This is a genomic window from Aeromonas sp. S2(2024) (assembly GCF_041402505.1).
Taxonomy (GTDB): domain Bacteria; phylum Pseudomonadota; class Gammaproteobacteria; order Enterobacterales; family Aeromonadaceae; genus Aeromonas; species Aeromonas media.
The window spans coordinates 49,149-66,927 of sequence record NZ_JBGLRL010000015.1 but is presented as its reverse complement, the minus strand read 5'-3'; the positions used below and the strand labels follow the sequence as shown (position 1 = coordinate 66,927).

Annotated in this window: 16 protein-coding genes; 4 read left to right on the top strand and 12 right to left on the bottom strand. The window is 65.5% G+C overall.

The window, feature by feature from the left end:
- Positions 1 to 14: 14 nt before the first annotated feature.
- Positions 15 to 773, bottom strand: a complete 759-nt coding sequence (locus ACB039_RS15195) for a lysophospholipid acyltransferase family protein (RefSeq protein WP_371165962.1) — start codon at positions 771 to 773, stop codon at positions 15 to 17.
- On the bottom strand, positions 758 to 1,471 hold the full coding sequence (locus ACB039_RS15190) for a beta-ketoacyl synthase chain length factor (protein WP_371165961.1): 714 nt from the start codon (positions 1,469 to 1,471) through the stop codon (positions 758 to 760). The genes ACB039_RS15195 and ACB039_RS15190 overlap by 16 nt, the downstream gene beginning before the upstream one ends.
- A gap of 177 nt (positions 1,472 to 1,648) precedes the next feature.
- Between ACB039_RS15190 and ACB039_RS15185 the strand changes: the two genes are divergently transcribed.
- The 4 genes from ACB039_RS15185 to ACB039_RS15170 all read left to right on the top strand — a co-directional run bounded on the left by ACB039_RS15185 (position 1,649) and on the right by ACB039_RS15170 (position 4,920).
- Complete coding sequence (locus ACB039_RS15185; RefSeq protein WP_283940626.1) at positions 1,649 to 2,113, top strand: hypothetical protein; 465 nt, start codon at positions 1,649 to 1,651, stop codon at positions 2,111 to 2,113.
- Between the two features lie 18 nt (positions 2,114 to 2,131).
- Positions 2,132 to 3,208, top strand: a complete 1,077-nt coding sequence (locus tag ACB039_RS15180; protein ID WP_371165960.1) for a methyltransferase — start codon at positions 2,132 to 2,134, stop codon at positions 3,206 to 3,208.
- A 47-nt stretch (positions 3,209 to 3,255) separates the two neighbouring features.
- Positions 3,256 to 3,471 carry a hypothetical protein gene (locus ACB039_RS15175; RefSeq protein ID WP_042649423.1) on the top strand — a complete coding sequence of 72 codons (216 nt, stop codon included), beginning with the start codon at positions 3,256 to 3,258 and terminating at the stop codon, positions 3,469 to 3,471.
- 723 nt (positions 3,472 to 4,194) lie between these two features.
- Complete coding sequence (locus tag ACB039_RS15170; RefSeq protein ID WP_371165959.1) at positions 4,195 to 4,920, top strand: carbonic anhydrase; 726 nt, start codon at positions 4,195 to 4,197, stop codon at positions 4,918 to 4,920.
- A gap of 72 nt (positions 4,921 to 4,992) precedes the next feature.
- Here ACB039_RS15170 and ACB039_RS15165 read toward each other — a convergent pair whose 3' ends face one another.
- The 10 genes from ACB039_RS15165 to ACB039_RS15120 all read right to left on the bottom strand — a co-directional run bounded on the left by ACB039_RS15165 (position 4,993) and on the right by ACB039_RS15120 (position 17,730).
- A complete protein-coding gene (locus ACB039_RS15165) occupies positions 4,993 to 5,901 on the bottom strand; it encodes a pseudouridine-5'-phosphate glycosidase (RefSeq protein ID WP_371165958.1) in 909 nt (302 codons plus the stop codon).
- Complete coding sequence (locus tag ACB039_RS15160) at positions 5,895 to 6,986, bottom strand: PfkB family carbohydrate kinase (protein WP_005326010.1); 1,092 nt, start codon at positions 6,984 to 6,986, stop codon at positions 5,895 to 5,897. Before ACB039_RS15160 ends, ACB039_RS15165 begins: the two co-directional genes overlap by 7 nt.
- 143 nt (positions 6,987 to 7,129) lie before the next feature.
- Positions 7,130 to 7,489: a nitrite reductase small subunit NirD gene (gene nirD, locus ACB039_RS15155; protein WP_042649425.1), complete on the bottom strand. Its 360-nt coding sequence runs from the start codon at positions 7,487 to 7,489 to the stop codon at positions 7,130 to 7,132.
- 47 nt (positions 7,490 to 7,536) lie between these two features.
- Positions 7,537 to 10,110, bottom strand: a complete 2,574-nt coding sequence (nirB, locus tag ACB039_RS15150; protein WP_371165957.1) for a nitrite reductase large subunit NirB — start codon at positions 10,108 to 10,110, stop codon at positions 7,537 to 7,539.
- Between the two features lie 26 nt (positions 10,111 to 10,136).
- Positions 10,137 to 10,958, bottom strand: coding sequence for an ABC transporter ATP-binding protein (locus ACB039_RS15145; protein WP_171273337.1), 822 nt, complete (start codon positions 10,956 to 10,958; stop codon positions 10,137 to 10,139).
- Positions 10,959 to 10,989: 31 nt separating this feature from the next.
- A complete protein-coding gene (locus tag ACB039_RS15140; protein WP_371165956.1) occupies positions 10,990 to 11,949 on the bottom strand; it encodes an ABC transporter permease in 960 nt (319 codons plus the stop codon).
- Between the two features lie 14 nt (positions 11,950 to 11,963).
- Positions 11,964 to 13,322: a CmpA/NrtA family ABC transporter substrate-binding protein gene (locus tag ACB039_RS15135; protein WP_270824727.1), complete on the bottom strand. Its 1,359-nt coding sequence runs from the start codon at positions 13,320 to 13,322 to the stop codon at positions 11,964 to 11,966.
- A gap of 288 nt (positions 13,323 to 13,610) precedes the next feature.
- Entirely contained in the window at positions 13,611 to 14,192 is a 582-nt protein-coding gene (locus ACB039_RS15130; protein ID WP_226171693.1) for an ANTAR domain-containing response regulator, read from the bottom strand.
- Positions 14,193 to 14,317: 125 nt separating this feature from the next.
- Complete coding sequence (cobA, locus tag ACB039_RS15125) at positions 14,318 to 15,076, bottom strand: uroporphyrinogen-III C-methyltransferase (RefSeq protein ID WP_081934461.1); 759 nt, start codon at positions 15,074 to 15,076, stop codon at positions 14,318 to 14,320.
- Positions 15,077 to 15,105: 29 nt separating this feature from the next.
- Positions 15,106 to 17,730 (bottom strand): molybdopterin-dependent oxidoreductase, encoded by a 2,625-nt coding sequence (locus ACB039_RS15120; protein WP_371165955.1) that lies wholly within the window; start codon positions 17,728 to 17,730, stop codon positions 15,106 to 15,108.
- Positions 17,731 to 17,779: the final 49 nt, after the last annotated feature.

The following is a 17,779-nucleotide window of genomic DNA, read 5'->3' as shown; positions in this document are numbered from 1 at the left end:
TGTTCCATACGCTGTCATTGGGGCCCCGGTTGCAGGGCCCGGGTGAGAAACCGGGTCAACTGGCGGGCGGCCAGTGCACTGCTCTGGCCGGTGGCAACCACCTCTTGTGCCGCCACTTGCTGCAGAAATTCTATGGTGAAAGTCGGCTTATTTTCCGGGATCTTGAACCATTTGTCCTGCTTGGTGAGAAAACGGGCGCTGCACTGGATCCGCACCAGCTGCACCGGCACCTGGCTGCGCACCGCAAGCTGGGCCGCGCCGCGCTGCAGCTTGATGGGTTCGCCCGGGGTGGTGCGGGTTCCCTCCGGGAAGACCAGCAGCAGGCCGCCGGCCCGGATCCGCGACTGGCACAGGGCCAGTAGATCCTCGCCTGCCACGTTGGGCAGATAGTCGGCCGCCCGCACCACGCCACCAATGAAGGGGTTGCGCCAGAGGGACTGTTTGACGATGCAGTCGCACACCGGCATCTCGGCGGCCAGGATGACGTAGTCGAGCAGGCTGGGGTGATTGGCCACCACCAGGGCACCGCGCAAATGGGCGGGCATGCCGCTCACGCTGTAATCGAGCACTCCCCAGCCGCGCAGCACGCCGAGAAACAGCCGAAAGCTGTGGCGGATGGTGAGCTGGGCCAGGGTGCGGCGCCGCTCGCCGCGCAGACAGAGCGCCAGCAGCGGAAACCAGAACAGGGAGAGCAGCAGGCCGCCCACCCCGAACAGGGTGAAGCCGAGGGCCGTGCCGATCAGCCGCCAACCCCGGTTCAGCAACGCTGCCATGCCCACTCCTGGCGGCCATCGCAAAGGGTCAGAGTCGACTCATGCCGCAACAGGGCACGCCAGCAGGCCAGACTCTGCGGCAGCGGGCGGGCATGGGGTTCGACTGTGCGGCGCGCCCCCTCGCAGCGCCACTGGTCGCCAGCCTCAAGCACCAACCCCAACGCGTGGGGCGGCGCCTCGTCCGCCAGCCAGGGACGGTGAAACTCGGGCACAGGTCCTTCGAATGCCACCAGCAGCACCCGGCGGGCACCGGCCTGCAGGGCGCAGACCGCTTCGGTCAGGCCCGCCATCAGGCCGTTCTCTCCCGCCGCCAACGAGGTCATGGGAATGGCGGCCTTGCCCTGAATGGAGCAGAGTCCGGCGGCGGTGTTGTGCACCGACATGGAGAAATCCGTGGGCGACAACGCCTGTCCGTCCGCCAGCGCCTGCAGCAGTGTCACAGAGCGGACCAGCTCGCCATGACGGCTGACGAAGATGGCGTAATCAATGACATGGCGAGCCAGCAGGCTCAGCCCCACCTGCACCGCCAGCCGGGAGCCCTGGCTCAGACGGCGCGCCATCATCATGGGCAGCAAGGGGGTAGCAGGAAACGGCGGGTCGACGGGCCACCGGCCCTGCTGCGCCCACGCCTGCCAGGCGGCCTCATCGGCCAGACCCGGAGACAGTGCCTGGCTATCCAGCAGCGAGAAAGAGAGCATATTTCAGGCAACCTGTCCTTAAAACGGTGGGTGGGAGCGAAGACGATAAAAGGCACTCATCCGACGGGTAGTGCCTGCTCCACGGCATGGAATGGCGTCATCAGGTTAATACCGGTCGGATAATACCATTATTCATCAAAAATAATAGCTGGCGCAGATTATCCACTGCCTTGGCGATTGAAAATAAACAATTTGTGTTGTCTCATTGCCTCGCCCGAATTGATGAATATCCTCCCCGAAGGAAATATTATGAAACTCATTAATAAAATATCCCTGATACTGACCTGTGCCCTGCTTGCCGCTTGCTCCACCAGCCAGCCCATCCGTAATATGGCGGTCAATCCGGTGCCCTTCAATCTGACCGAAGAGCAAGTGGCCAAGGCCATTATTACGGCGGGCATCGGCAAGAGCTGGGTGATGAGGAGAGAACGACCAGGGCTTATTCGTGGCCAGGTCAATGTGCGTCAACATCAGGCGGTAATCGATATTCCCTACAGCGCTCGCGATTACTCCATTAATTATGTGAGCAGCATCAACCTTGATGACAAGGGCAAGGGCAGCATACATCGCAGTTATAACCGTTGGGTGCTGGGTCTGAATCAGGCCATCCAGACCGAACTCTCCCGCACACAGAACCAATAATCCGGCAGGAGTCACCCCGTGAACCACTATCAGGCAGACCCATACAACGCGCTGGAAGCCATCAGCGAGGCCCAGAAAATCGCCTTCGGGCCCATGCTGTTTCAGGCCAGCTGGTGCCTGCGTGAAACCGGGGTGCTGGCGTTTCTCGAGACCCGCGGCTCGCGGGGGGCCTCGCTGGCCGAGATCGCCCTGGCATGCGAGCTGAGCGAATACGGCGCCGGTGTGCTGCTGGACATGGGGCTCGGTGGCGGGCTCTGCTACCTGACAGACGAGCACTATGTGCTGGGCCGGGTAGGCAAATACCTGCTGCACGACGCCATGAGCCGGGTCAATCTCGATTTCACCCAGCATGTCTGCTACCAGCCTCTCGCCCATCTACTCGACGCCATCCGTCAGGGCTCGCCAGCCGGCTTGCAGGAGTTCGGTCCCTGGCAGACCCTCTACCCACACCTGAGCGAGTTGCCCGAACCGGCCCGCCGCAGCTGGTTTGCGTTCGATCACTTCTACTCCGACTGGGCATTTCAGCAGGCGCAGGACAAGGTGTTCGGCTATGCGCCGCGCCACCTCTACGATCTGGGCGGCAACACCGGCAAGTGGGCCATCGCCTGTGCCAAACGGGATCCCGCTCTGCGGGTCACCATCCTGGATTTGCCCGAGCAGCTGGCACTGGCCCGCCTCAACATCGAGGAGGCCGGGCTGGCGGAGCGGGTGCAGGGCCACCCGGTGGACCTGCTGCAACCAGGTCCCCTGCCTGGCGAGGCGGACATCTGGTGGATGAGCCAGTTTCTCGACTGCTTCAGCCACGCGCAGATCGTCGCCATCCTGAACCGGGTCCGACTGGCCATGAAACCGGACGCCCGGGTCTGCATCCTGGAGCTGTTCTGGGACAGGCAGACTTTCGAAGCCGCCAGTTTCAGTCTCAACGCCACCTCCCTCTACTTCACCTGCCTGGCCAACGGCAACAGCCGCTTCTATCACTCCAAACAGCTGTACCAGTGCCTGCGCGAGGCTCATTTCCATGTGGAGGCCGAGCACGAGATCCCGGGACCGGGCCACACCCTGCTGGTTGCCCGGCCGCTGCACACGAGGCCATAATGCCGACATCGACATGAAGATGATGATGAAACGAAAAGGAGCACGGCATGAGGCATGACTGCATGGCACTGATGGCTCTCGGCCTGGCCCTGGGCAGCCTGCTCGGCGGCTGCGCCGACATCAAGGAGGCGGGCCGCACCGTGGGTCACACCACCCGGGACGTGACCCGGGAAATTGGCCACACCACCCGTGACGTGACCCGCGAGATCGGCCACGGTACCCGGGATGCGGTCAAGCAGGTGGGGGATGAGATCAGCAAATGACAACGGGGGCCTAGGCCCCTGTTGTCATGAGGGAGAGCCGCTGCCCATATGGTCATCAGCCTGAACTCCATGGCCTCTTCCGGCTCATCAGGTCGCTCGGCGCAGAAGTCGAGCCTGCTCCGCTGCTTCACCTCATCCACCGTCACTGCGTAGTCCGCAAGCCGGCTGGCCGACTTGTTGTCCTGAGGCATAGCCCTCCCGGTACAGCAGTTGACCGGGCTGACCAGTTATATCGGCCCTATTACCCGTTCCGGGCAAGGCCAGCGCCAGCAGACAATATTAACTCTCTCTCTTGAGTTTGCGAACAATCGCAGCGTCAGCCTGCCCGGGAGCAACTGTCTATCATTTGTTCAAGTTCAAAAAAGGAATGAAAAATGACAATAAAAAACAATGAATTGTGATTTTTTTGGTGGACTTGAAGCGAAGGCTTGCTAGGTAAAAAAGCCTAACCTCGATGAGAGGAACATGAAAGAATTCATCCTTGATACCAGCCAATTAATTAGATTGCTTTCATTTTAAAGAGCCACCATTCAATATTAAGGAGTGGCCCAATATTATTTAGATTCATATTAAATGCATCATAAATATCGCCTGCAATGATCCTCAATAATAAATATCCGGTCTGACATTCTGTATCCCGCATTCCAGAGAATGCCATCTGCTGTTCCCTCACCGAGTGGGGAAACGGATGGCCGTGCTTTTCAATCAAGATAAGGATGCATGATGAGAAAGTCCCTGTTGGCCTACTCTCTGTTGTTGTGCCCCACCGCCTTCGCCGCAGCTCCGCACTGGGAATACAGCGGTGAGGCCGGCCCGGCGAAATGGGCCAGCCTGACCCCGGAATTTGGCCAGTGCGCGGGCAGCAATCAGTCGCCGGTCAACCTCACAGGTCTGGTGGAAGCCGAGCTGGCACCACTGCAGTTCCACTACCTGCCGGGCGGCAAGACCCTGGTCAACAACGGTCACACGGTGCAGGTCAACTATGCCCCGGGCAGCAGCCTTGAGCTCGACGGCATGCGCTTCGAGCTCAAGCAGTTCCACTTCCATGCACCCAGCGAAAACCTCATCGAAGGCAGGTCCTATACCCTGGAGGGGCACCTGGTCCATGCCAATGACAAGGGGGAGCTGGCAGTGATCGCCGTGATGTTCGAGCCGGGCCGGGCCAATGGGGCCCTGAGTCAGGCCTGGCAAACCCTGCCAGCCAAGGCGGGGGAGATCCACGCCTTCAAGGAACCGATCTCGGCCGAGTCACTGCTGCCCGCCAGGCGCGACTACTACCGCTTCAGCGGGTCGCTGACCACGCCGCCCTGCTCGGAAGGGGTGCGCTGGCTGGTGATGAAGCAGCCGGTGCAGGTGAGCCAGGCCCAGATCGATGCCTTCAAGGCCGTGATGCACCACCCCAACAACAGGCCGGTCCAGCCTCTCAACGGGCGACTGGTGCTGCAATAAGGTTTTATGTAACCGATTTGCACAATAAGAAAGAGGGCCAACAGGCCCTCTTTTGCATTCATCTACCTGCCGTTACAGGCTGGCGGCAATCTTTGCACCCAGGGCGGCATTGTTCAGCACCAGCTGGATATTCGCCGCCAGGGAGTTGCCACCGGTCAGCTCGCACACCCGGGCCAGCAGGAAGGGAGTGGACTCCTTGCCCTTGACCCCCTGCTCGTCCGCCTCATGCAGTGCCTGGGCAATGGCGGCGTCGATGTCTGCCTTGGGCATGGCAAACTCGGTCGGGATGGGGTTGGTGACCACGGCGCCACCGGCCAGCCCCAGCTCCCACTTCAGACGCAGCGCCTCGGCGATCGCCGCCGGGGTGTCGAGGCGGTAATCCACCTTGAAGCCGCTCTCGCGGGTGTAGAAGGCGGGCAGCTCCGCGGTCTGATAACCGATAACAGGCACACCCTGAGTCTCCAGGTACTCCAGGGTCAGACCGATGTCGAGAATCGACTTGGCTCCGGCGCAGACCACGGCCACCGGGGTCTGGGCGAACTCCTGCAGATCCGCCGAAATGTCGAAGGTCTCCTGGGCGCCGCGGTGCACGCCGCCAATGCCGCCGGTGGCGAACACCCGGATCCCCGCCATGGCGGCAATGATCATGGTGGAAGCTACAGTCGTCGCGCCCAGCCCCTTGTTCGCCAGCACGAAGGGGATGTCCCGTCGGCTGCACTTGGTGGCGGCGTGGCCAGACTTGCCCAGCGCCTCCAGGGCCCCTTCATCCAGACCCACCTTGAGGCGGCCATCGATGATGGCGATGGTTGCCGGCACGGCGCCGTTGTCGCGCACCACCTGCTCCACCTGGCGCGCAGTCTCCACGTTTTGCGGATAGGGCATGCCGTGAGAGATGATGGTGGACTCCAGGGCAACGACGGGTTTGCCAGCGGCCAGGGCTTCGGCGACGACAGGTTGGATATCGAGGTAAGCGTTCAACATGGGTACTCCTCCAGCATGCGTTCAACGGCGGCCTTGGATAGGCCGGAAAAGACGGTATCGGAACAATTGACGGTGAGGGCGGCGCAGCCGAGGGCGAATCGGGTCGCCTCCATGATGCCCTGCTCCAGCAACCAGGCGTGGGCCAGCCCTGCCATGAAGGCATCGCCGCCACCGGTCACGTTGACGACAGGGCTGCCGAGCACGGGCAGATGGCCCTGGCACTCCCCATCGCTATAGAAGATGCCTTGATCGCCGAGGCTCAGGAACAGCCGCTGCACCCCGGCGCGGTGGAACCAGGCCGCCGCCATGGGCCAGGTGTCGGGCCCGGCGATGGTGAAGCCGCACAGTTGTTCCGCCTCGGTGCGGTTCGGCTTGAGGGTGTGGATACGGTGCAACCAGGGGCGGATCTTCTCCACCTTGGCCACAGAGACGGTGTCGACGAAGATGATGTGTTCACCTTGGCGCTCGAACAGCCAGTCCAGGGTGTGAGTGGCGAGGTTGGTGTCGAGCACCCAAAGCCGCGCCGCGCCGAGGAAGCCGCTCAAGGGAGCGAGCCTGGCCGGAGTCAGCTCGTCGATGATCCCCATGTCGTTGACGGCGCAGCTCATCTCGCCGCTGCCGTCGTGCAGGCTGAGGTAGCAGGAGGTCGCCTGCCCATCCAGCACCAGCACCTGGCGCACGTCGACGCCGGCACGCTGGCTCACTTCCAGCAGGTGATGGCCGTACTGATCGTTGCCCACCGCGGTCAGCAGCCGGGTATCGGTGCCGAGCCGCGCCAGGTTCTCGGCGATGTTGCGCCCCACCCCGCCGGCCGAGGTACGTACCCGGCCCGGGTTGGAGTCGCCGATGCGCAGGTTGTCATGGCTGCAACCACAGATATCCATGTTGGCGCCGCCGATCACCACGGCGTAGGGGCCTTCACGCAGCACATAGCCGCGGCCTTGCACATAGCCCTGGCGCATCAGGCTGGAGATATGGCTCGCCAGCGCCGAGCGGCTGATGCCAAGCCTGTCCGCCAGCTCCTGCTGGGCAATCATGGGATCCTGGCGCAGCAGGGCGAGGATCTCTTGCTCACGTTCCGTCATAGACAAACATCCAGTTACAAACGTTTGTCCATTATTATTGAGAAACGTTTTCCTGCCATGGTTGCGTGCAAGAAATGTCGGGTCGACCACAAAAAATCACCGGGCAAGCCCGGTGATCCTTGATGACAATGTGCGCAGCCCTCTCACTCCAGCTGTACCCAGATCTCGCCGCCGTCCAGTCGCACCGGCCAGCAGGCGACACTCAGGGCCGGATCATCCAGGCAGCGGCCGTCCATCAGGGCGTAGCGCTGCTTGTAGAGCGGCGAGGCGACCACGGGTTCGCCCCCGGCATCCCCCACCAGGCCACGCCCGAGCACCGCTACCCCGGCCAGGGGATCCACTCCGTCTAGGGCATAGACTCGCTCCCCGAGGCGAAACAACGCCAGCACCCGCCCGCCCAGCCAGGCGCTGCGCCCGGCCTGCTCCGGCAGCGCCGCCAGCTCGCATACCCGATGCCACTGCCCATGCTCAGGGTGCACTGTGCCCTCCTTGAAATCCTTCATATCACCTCCTTGATGCTGATGGCGGGCGTGCAACCCGCTGGCCCCGCTCATACCACCTCCTTGATACTGATATCCGGCACCCATTGCCCCCGCTCCTCACGGCGCGGCGGTGTCTCGTCTTCGGGCCGGTTGACGAAGGCCTCGAACAGCTTCAGCTTGTCCGGGTCCGCCAGGGTACTCTTCCATTCGCACTGCCAGCTGCCGACTATCTCCCCCATCATGGCCTCCAGCTCGGCACCGATGCCGAGCCTGTCCTCGATGATCACCGACTTGAGGTAGTCGAGCCCCCCTTCCATGTTCTCCATCCAGACCGAGGTGCGCTGCAGCCTGTCCCCGGTGCGCACATAGAACATCAGCAGCCGGTCGATGTAGCGGATCAGGGTCTGCTCGTCGAGATCGGTGGCAAACAGGTCTGCGTGGCGCGGCCGCATGCCGCCGTTACCGCACACATAGAGGTTCCAGCCCCGCTCGGTGGCGATGACGCCGATGTCCTTGCTCTGGGCCTCGGCGCACTCCCGGGTACAGCCTGAGACCGCAAACTTCAGCTTGTGGGGGGCTCGCAGTCCCTTGTAGCGGTTCTCCAGGGTCTGGGTCAGGGTCATGGAGTCCTGCACCCCGTAGCGGCACCAGGTCGAACCCACGCAAGACTTCACGGTGCGCACCGACTTGCCGTAGGCCTGACCCGTCTCGAAGCCCGCCGCCACCAGCTCGCTCCAGATGGCGGGCAGCTGATCGACCCTGGCACCAAACAGATCGATGCGCTGACCGCCGGTGATCTTGGTGTAGAGGCCGTACTTGCGCGCCACCTCCCCTATGGTGATGAGGCCCTCCGGGGTGATCTCCCCCCCCGGGATGCGCGGCACCACAGAGTAGGTGCCGTCCTTTTGCAGGTTGGCGAGGAAGGCATCGTTGGTGTCCTGCAGGGCGCGGTGGGGCTTCTCCAGCACGTGCTCGTTCCAGAGCGACGCCAGGATGGAGGCGACCGTTGGCCGGCAGATGTCGCAGCCCAGACCCTGGCCATGCTTGTCTCGCAGCGCCTCGAAGCTCTTCAGCTCGCCGACCCGGGCCAGGTGATAGAGCTCCTGGCGGCTGTGGGCGAAGTGCTCGCACAACCCCTTGTCCGCCTCGACCCCAAGATCCGCCAGGGTCTGATCCACCACCTGTTTGAGCAGGTTGCTGCAGCCGCCGCAGCCGGTGCCCGCTTTGGTGCAGCTCTTCACCGCAGAAAGCTCGTGATTGCCCGCCCGAACGGCGGCCACCACGTCCCCCTTGCTGACGTTGTGGCAGGAGCAGAGGATGGCGCTGTCCGGCAGCACCAGGGGCGCGGGGGCCGTGCCCGCCTCTCCCACCAGCAGGGAGAGCGGCGGCTGGGGCAGTGCCACCCCGTTCTGGTAGTACTGCAGCAGCCGCTCATAATCGGTTCCGTCCCCCACCAGGATGGCGCCGAGCAGGCGATTGCCCTCGCCGTCTGTCACCAGCTTCTTGTAGATGCCGTTGACCCTGTCCAGCAACAGCAGCTCCTGGGCCCCGGCAGTGCTGGCGTGGGCGTCGCCGATGGAGCCCACGTCCACCCCCATCAGCTTGAGCTTGGTAGACATGTCGGCCCCGACGAAGCGGGTCTCACCACCGCACAGGCTGGCCACGGCGGTGCGGGCCATCTGGTAGCCGGGTGCCACCAGGCCAAAGATGCGCCCCTGCCAGAGCGCACACTCGCCGATGGCGAGGATGGCGGGATCCGAGCTGTGGCAGCCGTCGTCGATGCAGATGCCGCCGCGCTCCCCGACGTTCAGCCCGGATTGGCGGGCCAGGGCGTCGGCGGGGCGGATGCCTGCCGAGAAGAGCAGGACATCGGTCTCAAGATGAGAGCCGTCCTTGAAGCGCAGCCGGTGGCGGGCCTGCTCCCCCTGCTCGATGCACTCGGTGGCCTTCTCCACCAGCACCTCGACCCCGAGCGCCTGAATCTTGTCTCGCAACACGGCGCCGCCGCTCTCGTCGAGCTGCACCGGCATCAGCCTGGGGGCAAACTCCACCACCTGGGTCTTGAGCCCGAGCAGGCGCAGGGCGTTGGCCGCCTCCAGCCCGAGCAGGCCGCCGCCGATGACCACGCCGCTGCGGGCCTGGGCGCAGGCATCGCGGATGGCGGCGAGATCCCCCAGGGTGCGGTAGACGAAGCAGCCCTCCCGCTGATGGCCGGGGATGGGGGGCACGAAGGGCACAGAGCCGGTCGCCAGCACCAGACGGTCGTAAGGGAACTGCTCGCCGTTGGCGAGCGTCAGGGTGCGGGCGGCCCTGTCGAGCACCTCCACCTCGGCCCCCAGCCGCAGCGCAATGCCGCTCTCTTCATACCAGGCAGGATCCGCCATGCGCAGCGCCTCCGGGGCCTTGCCGCCGAATACCTCGGAGAGGTGCACCCTGTCGTAGGCGGAGTCAGGCTCGGCCCCGAACACCGTCACCTCGAACCGGTCGAGGCCACCGGCCGCCACCAGCTGTTCGACGAAGTGATGACCCACCATGCCGTTGCCCACCACCAGCAGGCGTTGCTTTTCGGCGGATCCGGCGCTCTGGCGATCGATCAGGTCCACGCCGTCGCCGATCACCCACTGTTGCTCTTTGTCAGTCATATCTCTCTTCCTTGAATCCGGTGGGCTCAGGCGCGCAGCTTGCTGCGCACTTGCCCGGCTGCCTTGAGGGGGGTCACCTTGCGCTGCTTCTCGTAGAGGAAGCGCAGTACCTGCTGGCGCAGCTTGTGGTAGTGGGGGTCATCCGCCAGGGCGACCCTGTCTCTGGGCCTTGGCAGATCCACGGTCAGGATCTCCCCGACGGTGGCACTGGGGCCGTTGGTCATCATGACGATGCGATCGGAGAGCAGCACCGCCTCGTCCACGTCGTGGGTGATCATGATGACGGTGTTGCCAAGCTCCGCCTGGATCGCCATCAGCGCATCCTGCAGATGGGCCCGCGTCAGGGCGTCGAGGGCACCGAACGGCTCATCCATCAGCAGCACCTTGGGGGAGAGCGACAGGGCCCGCGCGATGCCGACCCGCTGTTTCATGCCCCCCGACAGCTCGTGGGGCATCTTTTGGCTGGCGTGATCCATCTGCACCAGGGAGAGGTAGTAGTCCACCCGCTCCGCCACCGCCCGCTTGTCAGGCTCCACCTGGCCCACCGCCAGCGCCACGTTCTGCTGGACGCTGAGCCAGGGCAGCAGGGCGTGGTTCTGGAACACCATGGCCCGCTCGGGCCCCGGCCCCGCCACCTCGCGGCCATCGAGGATGATGCCGCCCAGGGTCGGCTCCAGCAGCCCGGCCACCAGGTTGAGCACCGTGCTCTTGCCGCAACCCGAGTGACCGATGAGGGAGACGAACTCCCCCTTCTCGATGCGCAGGTTGACCCGGCTGAGGGCCTCGAAGCTGCCCTGCTCCGTCTCGAACGAGATGCCGACGTCGCTTATCTCCAGATAACTCTTCATTGGCTCTTCTCCTGCCTGAATAGAAATGTGATTAACGCAGCACCTGGCGCTTGTCCCAGGACAACCACTGCTGCAGGGCCAGCATGCCCCTGTCCAGGGCGCAGCCGATGAGGCCTATGGTGATCACCGCCACCATGATGCGGGCCAGGGAGGCCGAGCCGCCGCTCTGGAACTCGTCCCACACGAACTTGCCGAGCCCCGGGTTCTGGGCCAGCATCTCAGCCGCGATCAGCACCATCCAGGCCACCCCCAGGGAGAGCCGCAGCCCGGTGAAGATCATGGGCAGGGCGCCGGGCAGCACGATGCGGCGCACGTGGGTCACAAAGGAGAGGCGCAACACCCGGCTGACGTTGTGCAGGTCGCTGTCCAACCCCGCCACCCCGACTGCGGTGTTGATCAGGGTCGGCCAGAGGGAGCAGAGGGTCACCGTCAGCGCCGAGGTGAGGAAGGACTTGGCGAGCCAGGGGGTGGGGTTTGCATAGAGGGCGCTCACCACCAGCGTGATGAGCGGCAGCCAGGCCAGCGGCGACACCGGCTTGAGCAGCTGGATCACCGGGTTGGCGGCGCGATAGAGCCCCTGATTCATGCCGAGCAGTACCCCGCACGGGATGGCGATCAGGGTCGCGAGCCCGAATCCACACAGCACGGTGAACAGGCTGGTCGCTATCTGATCGAAGAAGGTGGGGCGCCCGGTGTAGGGGCGCAGCTTCACCTCGGCCGCCGGATCCGCCGCCAGCCGCTCGGCGTTGCGAACCTGCTGGCGCTCGAGGAAGGCGCTCGCCTTCTCCCGCTCCGCCAGGTGATCCTGGCCGAGGGACCAGAACTGGCTGGCGGTGGCGAGCGGCCCGGGCAGGGTGCCCAGACTGGTCTGCACCTGACTCGCCCCCCACTGCCAGAGGCCGAGGAACAGCAGCACGCCGAGCAGGGGCTGCACAAGGGTTTTCAGATTGATGGCTCTCCAATTGATGAGTGGCCACTTGTGTCGTTTCATTGCGTTCTCCTCGCTCATTGCACCCGCTCATCGCCCTTGAGGCCGATGGCGAACTGCTGCAGATAGGCGTTGGGGTGGCGGCCGTCATAGATGAGACCGTCGATGAAGCCATCCTGGGGGCCGCGATAGCCCTGCTCGCTGGCAAAGTCGGGGAAGTCCTGCGCCTTGAGCTTGCCCTCGGCGATCAGCGCCTCGGCAGCCTGGCGATAGACGCCCGGTTGATACACCGCCTTGGCCACCTGCTCGAACCAGGCGTCCGGCCTGGCCTCGGGGATCTGGCCCCAGCGCCGCATCTGGGTCAGATACCAGATGGCGTCGGAGTAGTAGGGATAGGTGGCGTGGTGGCGGAAGAAGACGTTGAAGTCAGGCACCTGCCGCTTGTCCCCCTTGGCATACTCGAAGGTGCCGGTCATGGAGCTGGCGATCACCTGCTCGTCAGCCCCCACGTATTCGGGCTTGGCCAGCATCCTGGCCGCCTCGCGCCGGTTGCCGTTCTGCTCTGCATCCAGCCACCAGGCCGCCCGCAGCAGCGCCTTCACCAGCCGGACATGGGTGTTGGGGTGACGCTCGGCCCACTCCCGGGTGACGCCGAACACCTTCTCCGGGTTGTTGCGCCAGATCTCCTGATCCGTGATGACGGGCACCCCTATACCCTTCGCGACCGCCTGCTGGTTCCAGGGCTCCCCCACGCTGTAGCCGGCGATGGTGCCCGCCTCCAGGGTGGCGGGCATCTGTGGCGGCGGCGTCACCGACAGCAGCACGTCCGCCTGGCGCTGGCCCGAGTTGTCGCCGAGCTTGGGTGCGTAGAAGCCGGGATGCAGGCCGCCCGCCGCCAGCCAGTACCTCAGCTCGTAGTTGTGGGGGGAGACGGGGAACACCATCCCCATGTTGAAGGGCTTGCCCCCCTGGCGGTACTCCGCCACCACGGGCTTGAGGGCGGCGGCGCTCACCGGCGGTGGCACCTCTCCTGCGACCGGCTTGGGCAGTTGGGTGGCCATGGCCGCCCAGACGCTGTTGGCCACCGTGATGGCGTTACCGTTGAGATCCATGGCGAACGCCGTCACCAGCTCGGCCTGGGTGCCGATGCCGATGTGGGCGGCCAGGGGTTGGCCCGCCAGCATCTGGGCGCCATCCAGCTCGCCGTCGATCACCCGATCCAGCAGGATCTTCCAGTTCGCCTGGGCCTCCAGGGTCACGTAGAGCCCCTCGTCCTCGAAATAGCCCCGCTCGTAGGCCACCGCCAGCGGCGCCATGTCGGTCAGCTTGATGAAGCCGAGTCTGAGCTCCTCCTGCTCGGGGGCACCCACCGCGGCCAGCACCGGCAGCGACAGCACCGCCAGCAGCATCCCCGCACATCCTTGTCGTCTTTTCATTCCAGTCCCTCGCTCGGTTCCTTGTTCCGGGCTGTCACCCTCCTGCCTCGTTGCAGGATGGCGACCAAAAAAAAGCCCCACCGATCCGGGATCGGTGAGGCCTCTTTGCCCTGTTGCGAGTGACGGGCCCTGGGCGCCATCACTCCTTGTATGTTGGGTAATTCACTTTTCGTGCCAGATTGGCCAAGCCGCATCGGACGGCCTTTCCCGGCTTTTTCTTCCCTCCTTTTCCCCCCTGTTTGCCTCAATTAGGCGCAATTGCACCAAAACGGTTTGCCAGCGGGGCGCTCAGGCGGGCAATGCCTGCAGCAGTTGCCGCGCCAGCTCCCCCAGGCTCAGGTGGCGGCTCATGGCGGTGCTGCGCATCAGGCGATAGGCCTGCTCCTCATCCAGCCCCTGATGACGCATCAGGCGCCCCTTGGCCTGCTCGATGAGCCGCCGCTCCACCAGCTTCTGGCGCAGCTCGCTCTCGGTCTGCATCAGGGTCTGCACCATGGCGAGCTGGCTGCGGGCGAGCCGCAACCACTGCTCCACCGGCTCCCGCTCGCCGCAGGGGTGGGGCACCAGCAACACCCCCTGCTGCAGCAGGGCGAGCTGGGTATCGCCCCCGAGCCGCTCGCAGAACAAGAGGCGCGGCATGTCGGGCCAGAGGGAGAGGCCGAGGCGCACCTCGGCGCCGAACTGGCGGCAGCTGACCAGCAGGGCCTCCCCCTGCTCCATCGGGGTCAGCAACTGGCGGGTGTCGAGGATCCTGGGCTGATGACCGTAGTGGCTGACCAGCAGGGCCAGGCGATTGGCCTGGCCCGGATCATCGGCGTGGATCAGCAGGCGGGAGGAGGGGCCATCCTGGCCCCGGGGAAGAGTAGTCATGGCGCTCCTTGCCAACGGCTATCGCAACGTGTCTGCTGCCAATGCCGCAACATGAAGGCCAACTATTTGAATCTACCTCCTTTTTATCCATCAGGAGGTAGTAGGGGTAGAGGGGGAAACCCGGCTCAGGCTACCCGCTCCATGGTCTGGTTCAGCAGGGCCTGCAGCTCGGCGCCAAGGTTCACCACCTCCCCCATGATCATCAGCACGGGGCTCTGGCCGAGCAGGGCACGGGCGGCCTGCTCCAGTCCCTCCAGCCGGGCGTGATGGACCTGCTGGCGCGCACTGCACCCGGCCACCACCAGCGCCACCGGCAGATCGCCCGAGGCCCCCGCCGCCAGCAACCCCTGCCGGATCTGGGCCGCCCGCTCCAGCCCCATGTAGAACACCAGGGTATGGCCGGCCCGGGTCAACCCCTGCCAGCCCCGATAGTCCCCCTCGTCCATCAAATGACCCGTCACCAGGGTCAGGGAGCGGGCCAGCCCTCTGTGGGTCAAGGGAATAAGAGTGCTGGCGGCGCAGCCCAGGGCCGCCGTGATACCAGGCACCAGCTCGGCCTCGATGCCGTGGCGGGCCAGGTGCAGCGCCTCCTCCCCGCCCCGGCCGAACACCAGGGGATCCCCCCCCTTGAGCCGCACCACCCGCTTGCCGGTGCGGGCCAGCGCCAGCAGCAGGGCATTGATCTCCTCCTGGGTCGGGCTCGGCTCGCCGCAGCGCTTGCCCACGTCGAAGCGGGCCGCCCCCTGGGGGATCCGGGCCAGGATCTCGCTCCCCACCAGGCGGTCATAGACCACCACTTCTGCCGCCTCGATGCGGTGCAGGGCGCGCAGGGTCAACAATTCGAGGGGCCCGGGGCCCGCTCCTACCAGACTGATTTGGCTCATCGCACACTCCTTGTGTTGCTGCCCAGGCCTCAGACCTGGGCGATATAGACATGCTTGATCAACAGCTTGTCGATCTCGGGCAGGCAGGTGCCGCAGTTGCTGCCGCAGCCGAGCAGGGCCTGCAGCCCCGCCAGCTCGCTCACCCCCTGCCGGGTGATGGCATCGACGATGCGCTGCTCCGACACCCGCAGGCAGGAGCAGACCAGCCGGCTCTCACCGGCCAGGGCCTGGCTCAGGGTCTGGCTCAGGGCCCCCGTCTGCAGCGGCGTGCCGAGCAGGCTGGCCAGCAGATCGACTTTGATGTCCGGTCGCCGCTCCCCCACCAGCAACAGGCCCTCGATGCGATCCCCGGCCAGGGCCAGGGCGAGCCAGCCCTCCTTCAGGGGGAGCCGCAGCCAGCGCCCCTGGGTTGCCAGCCGCTGCCACAGGAGTTCGGGGGCCTCTGACCAGGAGGCCAGCAGGGTGCAGTTGCCCTCGGGCAGAGGGCGTCTGGCCCACCAGTCCACCGGCTCGCGCCAGTCCCGGCGGCCGCACCAGAGTCCCTGCCAGCGGGTGGCTTGCGCCCTGGCCTGCACCCGCCCCTGCTTGAACATGGGCTGGCCGGAGAGGGGATCCACCACGGCGGCGATGAGGCGGTTGACCGCACCCTGGCTGCACTGGCTGTCGGTCCAGTGCATGGGCAGGAAGGCTTCCCCTTCCCTGAGCCCCTCGTCCAGCCCCAGCAGCAGCAGGGCCTCCCCGAGCTCGTTGTGAAGGCGCACCAGATCCCCCTCCCTGGCACCGAGCGCCAGCAGGCTGGCGGCCCCCACCCGCACCCTGGGCCAGGGCTCGGCCTCCTGCAACCTGGGCACGTGACCGGTGCGGGTCATGGTGTGCCACTGATCACGCAGCCGGCCGCTGTTGAGGAGCAGGGGGAGATCCTCCCCTCGGGGGGCGGCATCATGCTGGGGGGGGAAGTGCTGGGCCAAGGGCAGCAGGCGGGCCCGGCCATCCGGGGTGGCAAAGCGCCCATCCTCGAACAATCGGGCCCTCCCCTGGGGCCAGTCGGCATTGACGGGCCAGCTCAAGGGTTCCAGCGCCTCGAACTCGGCGCGGCTCAGACCCGCCAGCCCCGAGATGTCAAACTGGCGGCGCCCCTGGTTCTCGAAGCCGGAGAGGGCGGCGTGCTCACAGAAGATCTCGTGCTCGTGCTCATAGGCGAACCCCTCGCCAAAGCCGAGCCGGCGGGCGAGCTGGGTCAGCGCCCACCAGTCTGGCCTGGCCTCTCCCGGCAAGGGCAGAAAGGCGCGTTGGCGACTGATGGTGCGCTCGGAGTTGGTAACCGTGCCGCTCTTCTCCCCCCAGGCGGCGGCGGGCAGCAGCAGATGGGCGAGGCGCGCCGTGTCGGTGTTGGCCGTCACCTCCGAGACCACCAGCAGCTCGCAGCGGCTCAGGGCTTCGCGCACCCGGTTGCCGTCCGGCAGGGAGACCGCCGGGTTGGTGCCGAGCACCCAGAGCGCGCGGATCTCCCCCCGATGCACCGCCTCGAACAGCTCGACGGCCTTGCGCCCGGGCCCGCGCACCATGGTCGGACTCTGCCAGAAGCGCTGCACCCGATCGCACTCTTCCTCGCCAAAGCCCATGTGGGCGGCGAGCTGGGTCGCGAGCCCCCCCACTTCGCGCCCCCCCATGGCGTTCGGTTGCCCCGTCATGGAGAAGGGGGCCGCCCCCGGCTTGCCGATGCGGCCGCACATCAGGTGGGCGTTGATGATGGCGTTGGCCTTGTCCACCCCCTGGTTGGACTGGTTAATCCCCTGGCAGAACAGGGTGACGGTTTTGGGGGTGCGGGCAAACAGCTGGTAAAACCCGAGCAGATCGCTGCGGGAGAGGCCACAGCTGCGGGCCACCTCGTCCAGTTGCCAGGCGGGGTCGTCCAGCGCCGCCGCCAGCGCCTCGAAGCCGCTCACATGCTGCGCCACATAGACCTTGTCCCAGCCGTCGCTGTCCAGCAGATAACGGCACAGGCCGTTCCACAGCGCCACGTCGCTGCCGGGCTTGAGGGCCAGGTGCAGATCCCCCTGCTCCGCCGTCATGGTGCGACGGGGATCCAGCACCACCAGCCTGAGCTCGGGGCGCCGTGCCCGCGCCTGCTGCAGGCGGCGAAACAGCACGGGATGGGTCCAGGCGGTGTTGGCACCGGTGAGCACCACCAGATCCGCGAGCTCCAGATCCTCGTAGCTGGCGGGCACCAGATCCTCCCCGAAGGCGCGCTGGTGGGCCACCACCGCCGACGACATGCAGAGCCGGGAGTTGGTGTCCACGTTGGCGCTGCCCAGATACCCCTTCATCAGCTTGTTGGCGACGTAGTAATCCTCAGTGGTGAGCTGGCCCGACAGGTAGATACCGATGGCCTCGGGCCCGGACTCGGCCAGGATGGCGGCAAGGCGCTGCGCCAGGGTGTCCAGCGCCTCATCCCAGTCGATGCGCTGCCCCATCCAGCGCGGGTAGAGCAGGCGATCGGGGAACGCCAGGCTCTCCAGCAGGCTGGCCCCCTTGACGCACAGGGCGCCGCCATTGGCCGGATGCTGTTCATCCCCCTGCAACTGCCAGTTGTCGCCCTCCCGGCTCAACCGGATGCCACACCCCACTCCACAATAGGCACAGGTGGTCTTCATTCCCTCGCTCCTTGTCGCCGGCGGCCCCCGGGGGCCGCCTCCTTGTCCT

What these genes read in the sequence shown, in the direction of transcription:
- ACB039_RS15195 (WP_371165962.1), bottom strand. Translation starts at nt 773, where the DNA reads ATGGCAGCGTTGCTGAACCGGGGTTGGCGGCTGATCGGCACGGCCCTC.
- ACB039_RS15190 (WP_371165961.1), bottom strand. Translation starts at nt 1,471, where the DNA reads ATGCTCTCTTTCTCGCTGCTGGATAGCCAGGCACTGTCTCCGGGTCTG.
- ACB039_RS15175 (WP_042649423.1), top strand. Translation starts at nt 3,256, where the DNA reads ATGAGGCATGACTGCATGGCACTGATGGCTCTCGGCCTGGCCCTGGGC.
- ACB039_RS15170 (WP_371165959.1), top strand. Translation starts at nt 4,195, where the DNA reads ATGAGAAAGTCCCTGTTGGCCTACTCTCTGTTGTTGTGCCCCACCGCC.
- ACB039_RS15165 (WP_371165958.1), bottom strand. Translation starts at nt 5,901, where the DNA reads ATGTTGAACGCTTACCTCGATATCCAACCTGTCGTCGCCGAAGCCCTG.
- ACB039_RS15160 (WP_005326010.1), bottom strand. Translation starts at nt 6,986, where the DNA reads ATGACGGAACGTGAGCAAGAGATCCTCGCCCTGCTGCGCCAGGATCCC.
- nirD (WP_042649425.1), bottom strand. Translation starts at nt 7,489, where the DNA reads ATGAAGGATTTCAAGGAGGGCACAGTGCACCCTGAGCATGGGCAGTGG.
- nirB (WP_371165957.1), bottom strand. Translation starts at nt 10,110, where the DNA reads ATGACTGACAAAGAGCAACAGTGGGTGATCGGCGACGGCGTGGACCTG.
- ACB039_RS15145 (WP_171273337.1), bottom strand. Translation starts at nt 10,958, where the DNA reads ATGAAGAGTTATCTGGAGATAAGCGACGTCGGCATCTCGTTCGAGACG.
- ACB039_RS15140 (WP_371165956.1), bottom strand. Translation starts at nt 11,949, where the DNA reads ATGAAACGACACAAGTGGCCACTCATCAATTGGAGAGCCATCAATCTG.
- ACB039_RS15135 (WP_270824727.1), bottom strand. Translation starts at nt 13,322, where the DNA reads ATGAAAAGACGACAAGGATGTGCGGGGATGCTGCTGGCGGTGCTGTCG.
- ACB039_RS15130 (WP_226171693.1), bottom strand. Translation starts at nt 14,192, where the DNA reads ATGACTACTCTTCCCCGGGGCCAGGATGGCCCCTCCTCCCGCCTGCTG.
- cobA (WP_081934461.1), bottom strand. Translation starts at nt 15,076, where the DNA reads ATGAGCCAAATCAGTCTGGTAGGAGCGGGCCCCGGGCCCCTCGAATTG.
- ACB039_RS15120 (WP_371165955.1), bottom strand. Translation starts at nt 17,730, where the DNA reads ATGAAGACCACCTGTGCCTATTGTGGAGTGGGGTGTGGCATCCGGTTG.